Raw genomic sequence first — 18,376 nt, 5'->3', positions numbered from 1 at the left:
TGCTATCGAAAAGACATAAGTTCAATTATTTGCTCTTTATATTTTTCTCAAAACAAGTTCTGGCGTTATGTTTAAAAACTTAAAATTGAGACAAAAATTCACAGTTTTGCTTCTTGTCATTCTTGTAGTAGGTTTGAGCGTAAGTGGGTTGGCTCTTTCTGCTTTACTAAGACAGAATGCGATCAATGAAATTGCCTCAAGAGCTTTAACACTTATCGATACAATGACTTCTGTCCGTGAGTACACAATTACTCAAATTACTCCAGAACTCTCTGACAAACTGGAAGAAAAGTTTTTGCCCCAAACTGTATCTGCGTATTCAGCACGAGAAGTTTTTGAAATTCTACGAAAAAGACCAGAATATCGTGAGTTTTTCTATAAAGAAGCAGCAGTAAATCCGACTAATCTTCGGGATAAAGCTGACAGCTTTGAGACGAAAATTTTCGAGCGTTTTATCAAGGAAAAAAATTTAAAAGAGGTGCGTGGATTTCGCTCACTTCCAGGAGGCGATGTCTTTTATATTGCTCGTCCGTTAGCAATTAAGCAAGAAAGCTGTCTTCAGTGTCATAGCAATCCTGAGGCTGCACCAAAAACAATGATTGAGCGCTTTGGCGCAACTGGTGGATTTGGATGGAATCTGAACGATATTGTAGCGGCTCAAATTGTTTCATTACCAGCGAGCAAAGTTATCGAAAAAGCCCATCAATCTTCTTTCTTGATAGTGGGAATTGTATCTGCTGTTTTTATAGCGGTCATTTTTCTCGTCAATCTCTTTTTGCAGCGAGAGGTTATTCTTCCCCTCAAACGCATAACTCGCGTCGCTGAAGAAGTTAGCACAGGGCATTTAGAAGTTGATTTTGATCAAATTTCTAATGATGAGATTGGTAATCTTGCCAAAGCTTTTAAACGGATGAAGTTAAGTTTAGAAATGGCAATGAAAAGAATTAGACGTACTCATGGAGGAAATACAGGAGGAATAGGAGAAACTTGAACTACAGTTCACGCATTCGCAATCCGGAGAAATTCAAAAGAAAAAAAAAGAAAAAAAAAAGAAAGATTTTTGAATTGACCAATTTTTGGATTTTACCTTGATGTTGACCAACAGTGACAATTTAGTCAGCGTTTACGCGAATCCCAACGCCAAAGAAAAACCATTAAAGCGACGATTCCTATTTGAAGTGCCAAGTTTGGCAAAGTGCTTTCAACATCACGCCCCGCAAGTAGCCTAGAAAGAAAGATGAATACGCCGATAAAACCAGAAGCACCGCAAGCTATATAGATAAATTGCCGTAAGCCCCGATAAGGGGCTGTTGCTTCTGCTTTCAGACGGGCGTATTGTTCTGATTTCATACGATTTTTGTTATTTTGTTCTGTCATAAGTTATAATCTATCGGAAGTATGCCGATGTGGCTCAGTGGTAGAGCACTCGATTCGTAATCGAGCGGTCGCGGGTTCAAATCCCGCCATCGGCTTTGTGATTAGGATGTGATAATCTTTTACAAATAATTGTCATACTGGCTGTCGTTGAACTATTCAGTATTGTTACAAACCGTAATATACAACAAAATCAAGAAAAGCCAACTTCTGCTTTAACATTGTTCAACCAAAGCAGACTCGAAAGTATTAATAAGATTGACTGAGTTTCGCTAGGATAGTGTAGCCTAAGCATTAGTTACTCTTTTTGACTTCAAATTCAGCGATACCTGCAGCTTTGTCGTAAGAACTCCTCACGCCCATGACAACAACCACAGACTTCCTCAGTCATCTTAACCCTAGTCAACGCCGCGCTGTTGAACATCATTGCGGGCCTTTACTTGTTGTTGCTGGTGCGGGTTCCGGCAAAACACGAGCGCTGACTTATCGTATTGCTAATCTTATTTTGGAACACCGTGTCGATCCAGAAAATATCCTGGCGGTAACTTTCACCAACAAAGCTGCACGGGAAATGAAAGAACGTATTCAAAAGTTATTTGCCGATCGCCTGGCAATCACAGAATACAACGAGCGATTTGATTTATTACCAGAATACGACCAAATGAAACTCAGGTCGAAAGTCTGGAAAACTTATATTAAAGAAATGTGGTGCGGTACTTTCCACAGTCTCCTTTCTCGCGTTCTCCGGTTTGACATCGACAAATACCAAGACGAAAAAGGACGTCAGTGGACGCGGAATTTTTCCATCTTTGATGAGTCGGACGCCCAAAGCCTGGTTAAAGAAATCGTTACCAAACAACTTAACCTAGATAATAAAAAATTTGAACCTCGTTCTGTCCGCTACGCCATTAGCAATGCCAAAAACCAAGGCTTATCACCCAAAGAATTTGAGAGAGAACAACCTAATTATCGCGGACGGGTGATTGCAGAAGTTTATAATCACTATCAAAGCCGACTTGCAGAGAACAACGCTCTCGACTTTGATGATCTCATTCTCGTTCCTGTAAGATTGTTTCAGCAGAACGAGCAAGTTTTAGGTTATTGGCATAACAAGTTTCGCCATATCCTGGTAGATGAATATCAAGATACCAACCGCACCCAATACGAACTGATTCGCTTGTTGACGACAAATAACGAAACTAAAAAGAGTAATTGGGATTGGACAAATCGTTCTACTTTCGTCGTGGGTGATGCAGATCAATCGATTTACTCATTTAGAATGGCAGACTTCACCATTTTGTTGGACTTTCAGCAAGATTTTGGTGACGGCTTACCGGATGAAGACACCCGCACAATGGTGAAGCTGGAAGAGAATTATCGCTCTTGCGAAAATATTCTGCAAGCAGCAAACGAACTGATTGAAAATAACACTCAACGTATTGATAAAATCCTCAAAGCAACAAGAAGTGCTGGTGAGGAGATTTTTTGTCATAAAGCAGATGATGAAATTGCGGAAGCAGATTTTGTCATCAACCAAATTCGTTCTTTGGAAAACCAGCATCCAGAGATAAATTGGGGAAGTTTTGCCATACTTTATCGTACCAATGCCCAATCTCGACCTTTTGAAGAATTGTTAGTACGGTTGGGAATTCCCTACACAGTTGTCGGAGGAATCAAGTTTTATGATCGCAAAGAAATTAAAGATATCTTGGCTTACTTACGGGCGATCGCCAACCCAGCCGATACACTCAGTTTGTCACGAGTCATCAATACTCCCCGGCGCGGTATTGGTAAAGCCACCATCGACGCACTGAATAACGCCGCCAGAGAATTAGGTACAACTTTGTGGGAAATACTCAGTGATGAAACATCCGTCAATTCATTAGCAGGACGTTCTGCAAAAGCTGTCAATGGTTTTGCTAAAATGATTCGGAATTGGCAAGAACAAATAGAAACAGTTCCAGTTTCTCAACTTGTCCAAGGAGTGTTGGAAGACTCTGGATACATCAAAGACTTGGAAACACAGAGTACAGATGAAGCAGAAGACAGATTGCAAAACGTCCAAGAATTATTCAACGCAGTGCTGCAATTTGAAGAAGAAAACGATGATGTCACTCTGCAATCTTTCCTTGCCAATACTGCATTGAGTTCCGATTTAGACAATTTAAAAGAAGGACAAACAGCAGTTTCACTGATGACTTTACACGCCTCCAAAGGCTTGGAATTTCCTGTTGTGTTCTTGGTAGGAATGGAACAAGGGCTATTTCCCAATTACCGTTCAATAAATGATCCAGCATCTTTGGAAGAAGAACGCCGCTTGTGTTACGTGGGGATTACTCGCGCCCAAGAACGGCTGTATTTAACCCACGCCCGCGAACGCCGCCTTTATGGTTCAAGAGAACCAGCAGTGCGATCGCAATTTCTCGACGAGTTACCTGAAGAGTTAGTAATGACTCGACACAAAAGTGTTGCTTATACAAAAGGTGCTGCTGGGAATTCATCACAGCGTGTCACCCAACGAAAGCAAGGAACTGCTGAAACTTGGAAAGTCGGCGAGAAAGTTCTGCACAAAAGCTTTGGAATTGGAGAAATCACTCACATTTTTGGTTCGGGAAATAAAGTTTCTCTGGCGATTAAGTTTGACAGTTTGGGGCAAAAAATTATTGATCCAAAAGTTGCACACCTGCAACGGATGGAGTGATGGGCAATTCAAAATTCGGTGAATATCAGTTATCAGTTATCAGTTGTCAGTTACCAGTTATTACTGTTCATTGTTTACTGTTTACTGTTCACTGTTCACTGATAACTATTCATTGACTTTGATGGGCGTGAATTCTTACGTTTTCAATTTTCTCCCATTTTAAGAGTTCTGCCACTTGCACCGCGAGTTTTAACGGATCAAAAGGTTTGACAATTATTCCCGCAATGCTTAAGCGCGTATATTGTATTAAATCTTGCTTTTCCACCTTAGCAGTCAGCAAAATAACTGGAATATTTTGAGTCATCGAATGACTTTGCAGTGCAGTCAGCACCATTAATCCGTCCATCTTCGGCATGATTACATCCAGCAAAATGGCATCGGGAACTTCAGTAGAAGCCAATAACAGTCCATGCTTGCTTTCAGTAGATGTGCGTACTTGCCAGCCCCCAAAGTATTCCAAGCAAGTTTTAATGATGATACATAAATTTTTCTCATCATCAATTACCAAAATGTGCTTTGTTGACATAGCTTACTTACGGATTAGTCCTTTAGCAAAATAGCTACCTTTGTTTCTCTTCAACATCTGCTAAAGGAACTAGTGAATGTTAAGTTATCTTGTATATAGAACTACATAACTACAAAATTACCTCAGTATATACAACTCCCGCACGCTCATGACGAGCTGACAGTTTGACTGTACCACCTAGAGGCGATCGCACGATCCATTCTACCTTCGCTCTGTCTTGGGTAAGATCTGCATGTCGCCGAATGGGAACTGAAGGTTTATAGGCGCGTCCCTCTAATTGGCCCAACTCTTCACGCGGCTTACCTGTCTCTAAAGTTGCACCAACAGGTAACTCAATTTCGCAGATACAACCCCGCACCAGCTTTTTCTCTAGAGCTTTTTCTGTCACATAAGTAGGTAGCCAGCCTGTATTGTGTATAACTAAAATCACCCGATAAATACCATCACCCAAGTTGTGGACACTCGCTTCATAAATCTCCAACTGGGGAGAGATTAATAGATGCCACACTAGCCAGTCGGGAAAACGAGCAATTTCCTTCTCTAGAAATTCTGGTGGTGGATTTGACCAAGCATACATAGTATCCCAACCACCCAGTTCAACTGGTCCAAGTTGCGGATGGTCGAACGGATACCATTCTACATAACCTTTTCCGCCCAATTGTTCGTCGCTCCAACGCAGTAGCTTCAGGTCATCTTCTAAGGGGTGTTCCCATTGCCATTCAATATATTTATACTCAGTAATTCCTGCTTGGCGCTGAGGACTCCAAACTTCTACCGTCCAGCCAAAGACACCTTGGTGTTCATAAATCCAGTCGTGGAAAGTACCGCCGATAACCTGTTTGGGATGATAACGAAACTCATGAAATCCAGAGATAGCGGGGTATTCAGTTAGCTCAGTCCCTTTTTTGCCGATGCGTTGGTAGGTACGCAAGTCTTTAACAGGTAATTCCTGATCGCTTTCATAGCTGTAGGCGCGTAATAAAACACCACTGAAAGTGTGGAACGTAGTTGCTCCTGTGATGTTTGGATGAGTGCTGATAAATTGTACAAGCGATCGCACCTCCGGTTCAGATGTAGGATAAGGACCAGAGCCTACTTGTTCATGCTCTTGTCGCCACTGATTGGGAAAATTACGGTTTAAGTCTAGCCCTTCTTTGGTAGGCTGGAAGTGAATTTGGACTCCGTCATAATTTTCTATACGCCCTTCTGGCAAAACTCGGTAATATTGCCCACCTGTTTCTGTTGGTTCACGAGCCACTAATAGACGTGGTTCGGTTGGGCAAATTTTCCAGGTTCCGTTAGGATCAGGAATTCGCATCATTAAAATGCGGCGATCAGAATCTATATCTTCAATGACTAAACCGTCCTCATCTTCCTGATCATAGGGATAAGGACGGGTGCTAGAGCGAATAAATTTCGGCGAATCCGCTAATGCCAACTCAGCGCCATCAGGGTTGACGCGGGGACAAATGTAGAAAGCGCGGGTGTCCAGACAACGGGTTATATCTGGGTGAGTTCCGTAGCTTGTCACTAATGTTTGTAAGAGGTACAGACACACACTCGATGCTGCTACCTCCGTGGAGTGGATATTACCATCAACCCAGAAGGCAGGCTTTTGGCTATCCGAACCTGTAGCAAAATTGGTGACTGTAAGCAGCCAGATGTCACGCTCTTCGTAGCTCTTGCCGATGCTTTCTATACCCACAAGCTGGGGAAATTCCTGAGCATAAGCATGAAGGATACGTGTTAAATCTTGATAACCGTAGTATTTATCGAACCGAACATCTGGCATGCTAAAACAAGGTTTTAACCAGCTAAAGATTACGCATTTGACTGCTAATTTTTATATTATGCAGTAAAAGCTTCCGCTTACTATAGTCTAAAAGGATTAACTATTTGTAACTTTCTCGATACAGTCAGACCATTCTGCATATCTTCAGAATAAAGAACATTTGCTCTTGCATCTAAAGCGCTGGCAACAATCAGGCTATCCCAGAAGGACAAGTGATAACGCTAAGGCGGTTCGTTTAATGAACATTAAGTGCATCTATGGCACGGTTATCCGCGATCGTTGGCGGTAGACTGTGTGATGGTGCGTAAAAGTATTAAACGTGCAGGAAGACAGGCGAATATTCCACACTCACCCGTGATTAATTTGCTGGTGGTGACAGCACGACCGAATGAAGAACATGATGTTGGTTATCGATCGCTACTCTTGTGCAAGCACGTACCACAACTTGGGATGGGTAGCCCAAGATTTGCGAGAATTTGAGGAAGCAAGGCGCAATTACCAACAAGCTTTGCAAATCAAAATCGATTTTGGCGATCGCTACTCTTGTGCAAGCACCTACCACCAGTTGGGATGGGTAGCCCAAGATTTGCGGGAATTTGAGGAAGCAAGGCGCAATTACCAACAAGCTTTGCAAATCAAAATCGATTTTGGCGATCGCTACTCTGCCTCCACTCACAGATCTAGTCAAAATTCAACAATTGTACTGATGTTTAATGAGGCTCTGCCTCATCGTAGGCATTCCCTGGTTGAACCAGGGAACGAGAAAAATCAAATATGATTCCTATATGTCATTGCGAATGGAACGAAGTGGAATGAAGCAATCGCAAGTGTTTGGGATTGCTTCGCTTCGCTCGCAATGACAACTATTTAATCAAGTTCATATGGAAGCAACTTCAGTATGATTCAATCAATGTGCTTCACGATTGTTTGTCATCAGCATCTGGTTCAGTATACTCACAAAAAATATCGATGCCGATATCGACAATGTACAACACAATAACAGTCGCAATAGTCGGATCGAGTGGCACTCCACTCATGCCTAGCAAAGAAACAATCAACCCTGTGAGTAACGGCGCACTCGCTGGATTTCTTTTGTATTCCTGCACTTTGGTACGGAAACTATAAGTCCATTTTAATAGACTTGGGCTATTAGCCTGGTGGTTGTGCGGCTCAAACCAACAACTAACCACTAATCACCAACAACCAACGGTAAATGAACTTCACCCAGCAGCACTTCTTGACGCGCCCCCGTCGCTGTTGGTAAATTTCCAGGAGTTCCCATTTGTCGCCAATATGCCAAAACTGCAAAGGCGATCGCCTCTTTAAAATCCGCACTCAAACCAACTTCATCTGTCGTCATGACTGGCACAGATTCCAATAGTACCTGTAACCGATGTTTCAAATAAAGATTACGACTACCTCCGCCACACAATAGCACTCGCTGTGGCATTTGCGGTAAAAAAGTCCGATAACTGTGAACAATTGAAGCTGCTGTAAGTTCTGTCAGCGTCGCCAAAAAGTCGGCTGAACTCAGTTGATATCCTTCAGCGTCTTGTAAACACTGATGCAAATAATCAACACCAAATAATTCTCGCCCTGTAGATTTAGGTGGTGGTAGATAAAAGTAGTCTTGGCTAAGCCATTGTTCTACTAAAGGAGAACAGGGAGTACCACTCGCTGCCCAAGAGCCATTTTCATCATATGTTTTCGCACCATCTGTTAAATGCTCTACCGCCAGATCCAAAAGACTATTTCCTGGTCCTGTGTCCCAGGCGCGAGTTTTTTCTAGCCAGTTGTCACGCCGAGCTGGAATATAAGTAACATTCCCAATGCCACCAATGTTTTGAATACAACGTGCTTCTTGACGATGACTGAGCAAAGCCGCATCGATACGCGGTACAAGAGGCGCACCATGACCACCCGCAGCCATATCTGCTACACGGAAGTTAGAGACTGTTGTTATACCCGTTTGATTGGCAATCACAGCACCACGTCCAAGTTGCAAGCTATACCCGATTGGGGTGATAGGTTGTAGTGGTGGTTTATGATATACTGTTTGTCCATGAGAACCAATTAAGCTGGGATTTCCGTGACCAATTTGGATATTGTGTGCAGCTTGAGCAAAAGTAAAGGCGATCGCATCATCTAATTCTGCCAATTCTGCCATCGAGATCGCAACACCAGCACAAACTGCTAAAATCCGTTCTCTCAAATCTGTTGGATAAGGATATGTTGCGCCAGCCACCAACTCAATTTTGATATCAAAATTTGTACCAGAGATATCTACCAAAGCGGCGTCAATACCATCTACAGACGTACCACTTATCAAACCAATTACGCGAGTCATTTGATTTTGAGTCACAGATAACCACAGATAACTATCTCAAAATTATCCGCGTACATTCTTTATTTATTTGCGGTTTCAATTTTAGATTCATCCAAAATTTAAGATTCTTCATTCTTCCATCATCGAACGATTGGGAGTATTGTTTTTCTCAGCAGAAATAATATGTAAATCAATGTTTTTCAGTAATCGCAGCAATTTATGAGTCAAAGCGCCTTTCAAGAGAATTTGCCAGCGCGAGCGCTGACTGGCACCGATGACAATTTGAGTGATACGGTATTGTTGAGCAACTTGTGCGATCGCCTTAGCGACATCAGTGCCATTAACACGAATAAATGTACCATCAAATTCTTTGCAAAGCTTTTCACAAGTTTCAATGTACATGCTTTCTTCCTTAGTCAGAAAGCGGTCTGGCTCAGAAACATATACAGTAAATAGAGGAGCACTCATGTAACTGGCAATCCTCGCCCCCCGACGTAATAATTGTATCGAGTTAGAATAAGTAGACACGCACACCAAAACCCGCTCGTGAATATTGCAAAATTGACCTTGTGGAGTCGAAGCGATCGCATCTTCCTCAACATTATCTGCGACTTCTCGCAGTGCTAGCTCTCGTAAAGCGATAAGATTGCGGCGTTGAAAAAAGTTATCAAGTGCTTGTTGAATTTTCTCAGCTGCATAGATTTTACCTTCTTGCAACCGTTCTTGCAGCGTTTCTGGTGTAACATCTATGACGACTACCTCATCTGCTTCCTCTAGAATCCTGTCAGGAACGCGTTCTCGTACAATAACCCCAGTAATTCGTGCGACTAAATCATTGAGACTCTCCAGGTGTTGAATATTCATGGTGGAATAAACATCAATACCTGCTGCCAAAATCACTTCTACATCTTGGTAGCGTTTTTCTCGTAGCGAACCTGGGACATTTGTATGTGCTAATTCATCAATCAATGCCAACTGAGGTGAGCGAGCAATGATTGCACTAGTATCCATTTCTGTTAGAGTTAACCCACCCCGAGGAATTTGCTTACGGGGTATTATCTCCAACCCGTTTGCTTTTTGTGCTGTTTCTTTACGTCCGTGGGTTTCTAAAAGCCCGATAACAACATCAATTCCTTCGTGCTTGAGTGCATGAGCCTCTTCCAGCATCCGGTAGGTTTTGCCAACTCCTGGAGCCATACCTATATAAATTTTATGCTTACCTCGTCTTGCTGGACTTATGCCACTAGAGAGGGGTACAGGTATAGCCCTGGCTTGTGGTGTTTGAGTATAATCAAACATCTGGTGGTGTTAGAAATCCTGAGAGTATTTAGAAAGTCAAAATTTAAGAATCATTTGATTCTTCTTTTATTTATTTTGTTGACGGTTAAACTCATCCAAATCCAAAGCATAATTTAATTTTAGAACATTAACTCCAGGCTCACCAAAAATACCTAAGAATCTTCCTTCTGTGTATTTTTTGATAAAAGGAATTATTTCAGCTGGTTTGAGTTGACGGGCGCGAGCAATTCTATCCAACTGCTCCTGTGCTGCTCTTACAGAGATATGCGGATCTAAACCTGAACCAGATGTGTAAACGAGGTCAGCAATAGGTTGAATGTTTTCCTCTTTAAGTTGATTTGCTTTTTCTATAATTCGCTGTAGCAATTGTGGGCTACTAGGAGCAAGATTACTACCTCCAGAAATCCCAGTAGGATTGCCTAGTTTTCCTTGACTATATTTAACCTTACTAGGGCGACTATGAAAATATTGGTCAGATCTAAATTGTTGACCAATTAAAGCTGAACCGATGAGTTCTCCTCTAATATTTTCCACTATACTGCCCTGAGCTTTCTCTTTCAAAAAAGGGACTTGAGCAACAAAAAGTATGAATAAAGGATAGATGATAGCAGTCAATAACCAAAAAACCAAAGTGAGACGAATTCCCTTATTAAACTCTCTAGAAATAGACATAAAAAACCAGAAAACCCTCTAATATTTACTGTTTTCTCTTCTTCCCTCTTTCCTTGGCGCTCTTTGCGTCTATGTCCTCTTGTCCACGCTGCGCGCTTGGCGGTTCGTTTCTTCTTAAGCCAATCCCACCAAACTAATCAACACATCAATCAACTTAATCGCGATAAACGGCGCAATCACACCTCCCAAACCATAAATCAAAATATTTTGTTGCAAAAGCTGATTAGCCGTCAAAGGTTTAAACTTAACACCAGTGAGTGCCAAAGGAATCAAAGCTGGAATAATCAAAGCATTGTAAATCAGCGCCGACAGAACAGCAGAATGAGTACTCGTTAACTTCATGATATTTAAACTTCCCAAATTAGCCGAAGTAAACAAAACTGGGATAATCGCAAAATACTTAGCAATATCATTCGCAATAGAAAACGTCGTCAAAGCACCGCGAGTCATCAGCAGTTGTTTTCCAATCGCAACAATATCAATCAGCTTTGTGGGATCAGAGTCCAAATCCACCATATTCGCAGCTTCTTTTGCTGCTTGAGTCCCTGTATTCATTGCTACCCCAACATTTGCCTGAGCTAGTGCAGGGGCATCGTTCGTACCATCACCAGTCATCGCCACCAATTTGCCCATCTTTTGTTCGCGCTGAATCACAGAGATTTTATCTTCTGGAGTAGCTTCAGCAATAAAGTCATCAACTCCAGCTTCCCCCGCAATCACAGACGCGGTAATGCGGTTATCTCCGGTGAGCATGACAGTACGCACTCCCATTCGCCGCAGCTGTTGAAAACGTTCGCGGATACCTGGTTTGATGATATCCTTAAGATAAATAACGCCATAAATTTCACTATCAAGGGCGACTGCTAAGGGTGTTCCTCCCAGTTGTGAAATTCTTTCATATGCTGCATCCAGTATTGGCATCGGCGTATTTTGTCCATTCAGAGAACGCACGAATGCCTTAATTGCTGACACCGCGCCTTTACGCACTTGGCTACCATTTGGCAAGTTTGTACCACTCATACGAGTTTTTGCTGAGAACTCCACAGCTTCTGCTCTGTCGCGATCAAAATCAATTTTTGCTCCTAATTGTTCTGCCAGTCGAACAATTGATTTTCCCTCAGGAGTATCATCAAAAACACTCGCAGCTAGAGCGACATTGGCAACTTGTTCTATGGAATACCCTTTGATAGGGATAAATCCCTCTGCCAAGCGGTTACCCAGAGTAATTGTACCTGTCTTATCAAGTACCAGTGTACTGACATCACCACATGCTTCGACTGCTCGTCCTGAGGTGGCGATCACGTTAAACTGGGCGACTCGATCCATACCAGCAATACCGATCGCACTCAGTAATCCACCAATAGTAGTGGGAATTAAGGCGACGACTAAAGCAACCAATACCGTGACACTGATTGGACTATTAACATAGTTGGCGATCGCAGGCAAAGTCACCACAACAAACAGAAACACCAAAGTCAAAACAGCGAGTAATACTGTAAGAGCAATTTCGTTCGGTGTTTTTGCACGTTCAGCCCCTTCTACCAAAGCAATCATCCGGTCAATAAACCCCTTGCCTGGGTCTGCGCTGATCCGGATAATAAGTTCATCTGAGATAATGCGCGTACCACCAGTGACAGAACTCGCCACATCTGAACCTGTTTCCTTCAGCACTGGCGCAGATTCGCCAGTAATTGCGGATTCATCGACACTGGCGACACCCATAATCACTTCCCCATCAGCGGGGATAATATCACCAGCAACCACATACACCGTATCGCCCGTCCGCAAGCTGGTAGAAGAAACTTCAGTGACTGAACCATCAGGAGCGAGTTTTTTAGCGATTGTTTCTGACTTAGTTAACCTTAAAGCATCAGCTTGTGCTTTACCTCGTCCCTCGGCGACTGCTTCCGCAAAGTTAGCAAATAAAACCGTAAAGAACAAAATTCCCGTAATTAATCCATTGAAAAGTTGTAGATTCTTACCAGAAACTGGACCAAACAAGTACGGATTGATGGTCAGTAGTAAAGTAATAATGGTACCAACCCAAACCAAAAACATGACTGGGTTTTTGACTGCGTATTTGGGATTGAGTTTGACAAAAGCATCTTTGATAGCTCTTGGGTAAAGTCCTTTAGTGTTGACTCGCGATTGTTTACGTGCTTGGCGGCGATCGCTTTTACGAGCAGAATAAGAAGGTTTGGAGGAAGGATTGGTAGAGTTCATGAGAGATAATTCAAAATTCAAAATTCGCAATCTGGAGAAATATATCCTGCGTGTACGCATACGAACAAAGTATCTGACGGAATGCACGATTCTTAATCAGCTCAAAGAAACCGGGTAACTGAGGCGAAAAATCAAGGTTTTGACTCTAAGCCGTTCTCAAGAAACCCGGTTTCTGACAAGAGTCCTTACGCGTACGCTACGCTATCAAAAATTAGCAGCACCTACTACGAGTAACACTACTTAAGGCGAGTGGAAAGTTTAATACTTTCGGCTATTGGTCCCAAAGCTAAAACGGGAAAGAATGTTAACACACCCAAAATCACAATGACTCCAGCGGTAACAGCAGTAAAGAGTGTAGAGTCAGTTCTGAGGGTACCTGGAGTTTCAGGGACTGCTTGTTTATGTCTCATGCTTTCTGCTAAGAGCAAGATGGCAATAATGGGTACATATCGTCCCATCAGAAGACTGAAACAAGTACTTAAATTCCACCATAAAGTACTATCTCCCAACCCCTCTAAGCCAGAACCATTGTTCGCACTTGCTGAAGCGTATTCATAAATGACTCGTGAAATGTTGTGAAATTCAGGAGAATTCGTATATCCAGGCGGTGGGATGAGAAATGCTAAACTTTTTGGAAATGTTAAAGCAATCGCACTTGGGATTAAGACTGCTATTGGGTGAATCAGCAGCACAACACTAGCAAGAATGATTTCTCGCTTCTCAATTTTGCGTCCTAAAAATTCTGGAGTGCGCCCCACCATGAGTCCTGTGAGAAATACGGTGAGAATCGAATAAATGAATAAGTAAGCAGTTCCAATTCCTTGTCCACCCCAGACAATCTGCAAAAACAAGTTCAATAAAGTGGAAAAGCCTCCCGATGGCATGAGAGAATCAAGCATCCCATTCACAGAACCACTCATAGTTCCAGTCGTCGTAATTGCCCATAGTGCTGTTTGTGACCAACCAAACCTAACTTCCTTACCCTCTAAATTAGGCTGTTCTAATCCCAACGGATCATCAACAAGGGGATTTCCTTGATACTCACCAATGGCTGTGACACCAATCAAAACTACGTAGATGATAAAAACCATCCAAAAAAGTAGCCAGGCTTGCTTGGTGTTTTTGGCAAATAAACCGTAGGTGTAAATCAACGCCGCTGGAATAGAAATCATCGCGATGATTTCTATGAGGTTAGAAAAACTATTAGGATTTTCAAATGGGTGAGCAGAGTTTGTTCCAAAAAAACCACCGCCGTTCTCTCCCAACTGTTTGATGATTTCAAACGAAGCAACCGGACCTCTTGCTATATACTGCGTTGCATCCTCTAAAGTTGTGACTTTCAAAGGTCCATCTAATGTTTGTGGTACACCCTGCACTAGGAGTGCGATCGCACCTACAATCGAAATAGGCAGCAAGATGCGCGTTATTGAACGGGTAAAGTCAACGTAGAAATTTCCCAGTGGTCTACCTGTTAAACCTCTGATAAATGCGATCCCAACAGCTAACCCAGTCGCGGCTGAGGTAAACATCAAAAAAGCCAAAGCAGCTGTTTGGCTGAAATAACTTAAAGTTGTCTCACCAGAGTAGTGTTGCTGGTCGGTGTTCGTTAAAAACGAAATCGTCGTGTGTAGCGTGATGTCCCATGTAGGAGCAGCTAATTTAAGAGGATTCCAAGGCAAGGATTTCTGAAAGTATATCAGCACAAACACCATAACACCCATGATGATGTTGCTGCAAAGTACTGCTCTGGCATACTGCCAACCCGACATATTATCTTTTGTGGGTGTCGTATCTACCAATTTATAAATAATTCGCTCTACAGGGTTTATGAGTGAATCGAGCAGCGTTTTTTCCCCCAAAAAGACACGCGCCATGTATCTACCCAATAGCGGAGTGATTGCGATCACAATACACAACGTTACCCCAATTTGAAAAAATCCTTGTCCCATTTATTTAGCCAAAATTCATTATAGTTGGATAATACAGAAAGTTTTGGTAGCCAAAAATCTTAAGAAGAACGGGCTGCGCCCCGCTACGCTAACAGTTGTCGGAACGCAGACAGGAGAAGGAGCATAGGCGTGGTTCTGTTCAGTAGGTTTTAATCTGTTGTTTTTCTTTATTTGTTCTCAAGATATCTAATAGCTTCCCTGATTAAGTCATTAATTGATCGTTGTGCTTGTGCGGATATCTTTTTCATTTGTTGGTCCTCTTTGTCAGACAGTCTTAAGATTGTATCGTTGCATCATCTATGTGTGTTAATGTGGGATAGTGTTAACACATCAAGTTCCGAATCGTCTGTAAGCGTTCGGTTCATGATAGCCAAAATCAGTCATGATAAAAGCGTAGGCGTTTTTATATGCTGGGAAAGCCATGAAAAACACCCCGCTTTTTGCAAATCGCACTCAAGCTGGTGAGCAACTGGCACAAGCAATTTACACTATTTTGACCCAGCAAACTGCTGATCAACTAGCAAAGCCTCTAACAATTGTCTACGCTTTGCCAAGGGGAGGAATACCAGTAGCTGCGCCAGTTGCGCGTCTTTTGAACTGTCCGTTGATGGTAGAGGTGGCGAAGAAAATTAGCCATCCAGAAAACCCTGAGTTGGCGATTGGCGCAGTCACTGCTTCAGGGAATGTTCTTTGGGATGAGCACAAGCTGTCTTTTCGAGATACACCAAAATCAAACTGGCGGCAAGCTGCACTAGATGCAGCGACGAGTCAAGCAAAGTTTCTTCAGGCTCAATTAAGTCCTGCTTGTCCGCAGGTGAATACTGAAGGTGCGACCATGATTTTAGTTGATGATGGTATAGCGACAGGTATGACAATAGCAGTTGCAGCCACATCTCTCAAAGCACTCTCTCCAGCAGAAGTTTGGTTATGTACTCCAGTTGCTCCTTTGGAGTTGCTACCTTGGTTGGATCAGTGGGGCGATCGCGTGATTGTCCTATCAGCACCAAAACGTTTTTTCAGTGTGAGCAATTTTTACTCAGAATTTCCGCAGCTAGAGACAAATGAAGCTTTTGAATGTCTCCTGCAACAAAATGAACAGATGTTAAAGAAGAACACAGAACACAGAACGCAGAATACAGAATCGAATTAGGTAGAGCATTCAAAAAGTTTCAGAGGTCATTTATAAAGTAAATATTAAGTAGGGTGTGTTACGGCTATGTAAGGTATGAAGCGTCTTTAGAGAGTAGGAATGAGCCGCAGGGCACCGCATCTAGTGGTGCGTTACGCGTTGCTTTAACGCACCCTACAATTTAAGGTTTACTTTATAAATCATCTCTCACGCTGAAGAATTATAAGTAAAAAAGCCCCCACAATCCTATCGACAAAAGTAAGATTATCGAGCAGGAATGATGGGGGATTCAGTATCGGATTCTACAATGTTGAACAACTATCGGAACTACAGAAGAAACTGTGTTCAAGTCTGAGATTTAGTATTCCCATCGGGATTTATCAGAAAGCGTTGAGACACCTCCCAAAGGAACTTAAGCGACATTCGGCTCAATTAAATTTTCTGCCCCTTGAATAACCTTTGCCGACTCAATTTTGTCACCCGCCTTCAGTTTCTTCAAAACATCCTTTCCTTCAGTGACATAGCCAAAGACAGCATAACGTCCATCCAACAAGTTACGTCCTGCTGGAGTCAGTTCCGGTTCAAACAGGAAGAAAAAGACTTGCGAAGAACCACCATTCGCATCACCTTCAGGACGCGCCAGCGCTACAGTACCATAAGCAGAAAAAGGCAGAACTGGTAAATCAGTGTAACGACCAATTTCCTCTAAAGTGAAACCGTAGGTAGGTTCTTTATCACCTTGGACAAGGAATTCCAAGGGGATGGCGCGGTATTTACCTGTTTTTGGATCAATAAAGCCAACATCCTCACCTGGTGGATCTCCAGTTTGCAGAAAGTAGGATTCTTCTGAACGAGTGAATTCTAAGCCGTCATAAAAACCCCGTTGCACCAAATCCACAAAATTCCCAGCGGTGACAGGGGCGCTGTAACCGTCTACAACAACAGTCAAATCACCTTGACTCGTTTTCACTTCTACAGTAGCGCGACCTTTGAGTTGAGGTAAATTGCTGTATTGGGCTGGTACTTCAAAGGGAAATTCCTTCACCATTGACTGTTCTAGTTTGCCAACAAGACTCAGCAATTTGGCACGTTCTTCCCGAACTTTTTCTTTATCTTTTGTTTCAACCACTTCTTGCAAAGCAGTGACGCCAGATTTTAACTCAGTAATCACAGCTTCAGCTTCGCTTTGGCGTTCTTCTGGAATAGCTGCTAGAAGTTTGGAAGGTTGATCGAGAATTCGCGATGCTGTGCTGAGATCTTTAGATATCGCACCCCAACGTCGATTTGCTCGCAGTTGATTGGTAATGTCTTCTAAAGAAGCTTGTAATTGACGTACAGGTTTATTATCGATAGGAAGAGAGTACCGCAATAGAGCATTGCCGTCAGTAATAGCATTTCCCGCTGGTAGTAGCCCGGCGCTACTAGAGGAAGTACACCCGGCTGTACTTATTCCTAAAAATAAAGTGACCACAAGCAGTGGTATTAAGCTGTTATTCAGCCAGGATTTCAATATTTTGAACATAGTAGAATGGCTCAAATGCAGCATCAAATTGTTGAGTGGGTATCACCCAACAATTATCTTCCCACAGTACAGGAAGTACTTTCGCTTTGATATCAAGTTACATGCATAAGATGAAGATACGGAGAATGGGAAATGTACCTGACGCGACTGTCACAGCCGCGTCTTGTCCTCAATTCCCTAATAGTCGTCGCGCCTAAATAACCCCAATAAAGGACCAAGAATCACACCAAACACAAAGCCACCGATATGCGCCCAGTAAGCAACTCCTCCTGTTTCTACACTCATATTAGCGGCTGCTTGCAGGTTGGCAAGACCAGATATGACATTCTGGACAAAGAAAAGTCCGATCAGGATAAGCGCTGGGACTCTAATTGTGGTAATGAAGATACCTAAAAAGATTAATGACATCACTTTTGTATCGGGAAAGCGGATGATGTAAGCACCCAAAATTCCAGCAATCGCACCACTCGCACCCAAAGATGGAATTGTAGAATTGACACCTATCACCCACTGACATAAAGCTGCTAAAGCACCGCAACTGAGATAAAAAATCAGGTATTTAAAATGACCTAAGCGGTCTTCAATATTGTTGCCAAAAACCCAGAGAAACACCATATTGGAAATCAGGTGCCACCAACCGCCGTGTAAGAATTGCGAAGTAAATAAAGTCGTCCACTCACCAGCAAAGTTGTTTGTTAACTCTCGTGGTACTACCGCATACAACTGGAAAAATTGCTGTATTTGTGCATTCGACAGACTCACTTCATGAAGAAAAACTAAGACATTCATGCCAATCAACCCATAGGTGATAAATGGGGTGATTCGTGTTGGGTTTTCGTCGTACAGGGGAAACACAGGTGTTT

At 42.6% G+C, this 18,376-nt stretch carries 13 protein-coding genes, 1 tRNA gene and 3 pseudogenes; 5 read left to right on the top strand and 12 right to left on the bottom strand.

What is annotated here, in order from left to right:
• Positions 1 to 67 precede the first annotated feature (67 nt).
• A complete protein-coding gene (locus DP117_RS10590) occupies positions 68 to 991 on the top strand; it encodes a DUF3365 domain-containing protein (RefSeq protein ID WP_169218270.1) in 924 nt (307 codons plus the stop codon).
• A gap of 125 nt (positions 992 to 1,116) precedes the next feature.
• Here DP117_RS10590 and DP117_RS10585 read toward each other — a convergent pair whose 3' ends face one another.
• On the bottom strand, positions 1,117 to 1,377 hold the full coding sequence (locus tag DP117_RS10585; RefSeq protein ID WP_169218269.1) for a DUF3493 domain-containing protein: 261 nt from the start codon (positions 1,375 to 1,377) through the stop codon (positions 1,117 to 1,119).
• Between the two features lie 23 nt (positions 1,378 to 1,400).
• Here DP117_RS10585 and DP117_RS10580 point away from each other — a divergent pair.
• A tRNA-Thr gene (locus DP117_RS10580) sits at positions 1,401 to 1,472 on the top strand.
• Between the two features lie 263 nt (positions 1,473 to 1,735).
• Positions 1,736 to 4,075: a DNA helicase PcrA gene (gene pcrA, locus DP117_RS10575; RefSeq protein ID WP_169218268.1), complete on the top strand. Its 2,340-nt coding sequence runs from the start codon at positions 1,736 to 1,738 to the stop codon at positions 4,073 to 4,075.
• A 109-nt stretch (positions 4,076 to 4,184) separates the two neighbouring features.
• Here the strand turns inward: pcrA and DP117_RS10570 are convergent, their stop codons facing one another.
• From DP117_RS10570 to DP117_RS37210, 3 genes and pseudogenes are all read right to left on the bottom strand, one after another.
• A complete protein-coding gene (locus tag DP117_RS10570; RefSeq protein ID WP_169218267.1) occupies positions 4,185 to 4,601 on the bottom strand; it encodes a response regulator in 417 nt (138 codons plus the stop codon).
• A gap of 109 nt (positions 4,602 to 4,710) precedes the next feature.
• Positions 4,711 to 6,393 carry a M14 family metallopeptidase gene (locus DP117_RS10565; protein WP_169218266.1) on the bottom strand — a complete coding sequence of 561 codons (1,683 nt, stop codon included), beginning with the start codon at positions 6,391 to 6,393 and terminating at the stop codon, positions 4,711 to 4,713.
• Between the two features lie 80 nt (positions 6,394 to 6,473).
• A pseudogene (locus DP117_RS37210) lies at positions 6,474 to 6,614 on the bottom strand (PIN domain nuclease); the annotation flags it as partial.
• A 191-nt stretch (positions 6,615 to 6,805) separates the two neighbouring features.
• Between DP117_RS37210 and DP117_RS10560 the strand changes: the two are divergent.
• Positions 6,806 to 7,066: pseudogene (locus tag DP117_RS10560) on the top strand (tetratricopeptide repeat protein); the annotation flags it as partial.
• Positions 7,067 to 7,310: 244 nt separating this feature from the next.
• On the opposite strand, the pseudogene DP117_RS10555 reads toward DP117_RS10560, so the two are convergent.
• The 6 genes and pseudogenes from DP117_RS10555 to kdpA all read right to left on the bottom strand — a co-directional run.
• Positions 7,311 to 7,511, bottom strand: a pseudogene (locus tag DP117_RS10555) (hypothetical protein); the annotation flags it as partial.
• Between the two features lie 71 nt (positions 7,512 to 7,582).
• Positions 7,583 to 8,740: an anhydro-N-acetylmuramic acid kinase gene (locus DP117_RS10550; RefSeq protein ID WP_169218265.1), complete on the bottom strand. Its 1,158-nt coding sequence runs from the start codon at positions 8,738 to 8,740 to the stop codon at positions 7,583 to 7,585.
• 108 nt (positions 8,741 to 8,848) lie between these two features.
• The gene (locus tag DP117_RS10545) at positions 8,849 to 10,018 is read right to left on the bottom strand and encodes a universal stress protein (protein WP_169218264.1); all 1,170 of its coding nucleotides are present in this window, start codon (positions 10,016 to 10,018) and stop codon (positions 8,849 to 8,851) included.
• Between the two features lie 66 nt (positions 10,019 to 10,084).
• Complete coding sequence (gene kdpC / locus DP117_RS10540; protein WP_169218263.1) at positions 10,085 to 10,690, bottom strand: K(+)-transporting ATPase subunit C; 606 nt, start codon at positions 10,688 to 10,690, stop codon at positions 10,085 to 10,087.
• A gap of 114 nt (positions 10,691 to 10,804) precedes the next feature.
• Complete coding sequence (kdpB, locus tag DP117_RS10535; protein ID WP_169218262.1) at positions 10,805 to 12,913, bottom strand: potassium-transporting ATPase subunit KdpB; 2,109 nt, start codon at positions 12,911 to 12,913, stop codon at positions 10,805 to 10,807.
• Between the two features lie 236 nt (positions 12,914 to 13,149).
• Complete coding sequence (gene kdpA / locus DP117_RS10530; protein WP_169218261.1) at positions 13,150 to 14,862, bottom strand: potassium-transporting ATPase subunit KdpA; 1,713 nt, start codon at positions 14,860 to 14,862, stop codon at positions 13,150 to 13,152.
• A gap of 421 nt (positions 14,863 to 15,283) precedes the next feature.
• On the opposite strand from kdpA, the gene DP117_RS10525 reads away from it, so the two are divergent.
• Positions 15,284 to 16,012: a phosphoribosyltransferase family protein gene (locus DP117_RS10525; RefSeq protein ID WP_169218260.1), complete on the top strand. Its 729-nt coding sequence runs from the start codon at positions 15,284 to 15,286 to the stop codon at positions 16,010 to 16,012.
• Between the two features lie 391 nt (positions 16,013 to 16,403).
• On the opposite strand, the gene DP117_RS10520 is transcribed toward DP117_RS10525, so the two are convergent.
• A complete protein-coding gene (locus DP117_RS10520; protein WP_169218259.1) occupies positions 16,404 to 17,513 on the bottom strand; it encodes a peptidylprolyl isomerase in 1,110 nt (369 codons plus the stop codon).
• A gap of 177 nt (positions 17,514 to 17,690) precedes the next feature.
• Positions 17,691 to 18,368, bottom strand: a complete 678-nt coding sequence (locus DP117_RS10515) for a rhomboid family intramembrane serine protease (RefSeq protein WP_169218258.1) — start codon at positions 18,366 to 18,368, stop codon at positions 17,691 to 17,693.
• Between the last annotated feature and the right edge of the window lie 8 nt (positions 18,369 to 18,376).

The sequence above is a fragment of the Brasilonema sp. UFV-L1 genome (assembly GCF_012912105.1).
In the GTDB taxonomy this organism is placed as follows: domain Bacteria; phylum Cyanobacteriota; class Cyanobacteriia; order Cyanobacteriales; family Nostocaceae; genus Brasilonema.
The sequence above is the reverse complement of the archived record's forward strand: the minus strand, read 5'-3'. Positions and strand labels throughout refer to the sequence as shown.

What these genes read in the sequence shown, in the direction of transcription:
- DP117_RS10585 (WP_169218269.1), bottom strand. Translation starts at nt 1,377, where the DNA reads ATGACAGAACAAAATAACAAAAATCGTATGAAATCAGAACAATACGCC.
- DP117_RS10590 (WP_169218270.1), top strand. Translation starts at nt 68, where the DNA reads ATGTTTAAAAACTTAAAATTGAGACAAAAATTCACAGTTTTGCTTCTT.
- DP117_RS10520 (WP_169218259.1), bottom strand. Translation starts at nt 17,513, where the DNA reads ATGTTCAAAATATTGAAATCCTGGCTGAATAACAGCTTAATACCACTG.
- DP117_RS10550 (WP_169218265.1), bottom strand. Translation starts at nt 8,740, where the DNA reads ATGACTCGCGTAATTGGTTTGATAAGTGGTACGTCTGTAGATGGTATT.
- kdpA (WP_169218261.1), bottom strand. Translation starts at nt 14,862, where the DNA reads ATGGGACAAGGATTTTTTCAAATTGGGGTAACGTTGTGTATTGTGATC.
- DP117_RS10545 (WP_169218264.1), bottom strand. Translation starts at nt 10,018, where the DNA reads ATGTTTGATTATACTCAAACACCACAAGCCAGGGCTATACCTGTACCC.
- pcrA (WP_169218268.1), top strand. Translation starts at nt 1,736, where the DNA reads ATGACAACAACCACAGACTTCCTCAGTCATCTTAACCCTAGTCAACGC.
- DP117_RS10525 (WP_169218260.1), top strand. Translation starts at nt 15,284, where the DNA reads ATGAAAAACACCCCGCTTTTTGCAAATCGCACTCAAGCTGGTGAGCAA.
- kdpB (WP_169218262.1), bottom strand. Translation starts at nt 12,913, where the DNA reads ATGAACTCTACCAATCCTTCCTCCAAACCTTCTTATTCTGCTCGTAAA.
- DP117_RS10565 (WP_169218266.1), bottom strand. Translation starts at nt 6,393, where the DNA reads ATGCCAGATGTTCGGTTCGATAAATACTACGGTTATCAAGATTTAACA.
- kdpC (WP_169218263.1), bottom strand. Translation starts at nt 10,690, where the DNA reads ATGTCTATTTCTAGAGAGTTTAATAAGGGAATTCGTCTCACTTTGGTT.
- DP117_RS10570 (WP_169218267.1), bottom strand. Translation starts at nt 4,601, where the DNA reads ATGTCAACAAAGCACATTTTGGTAATTGATGATGAGAAAAATTTATGT.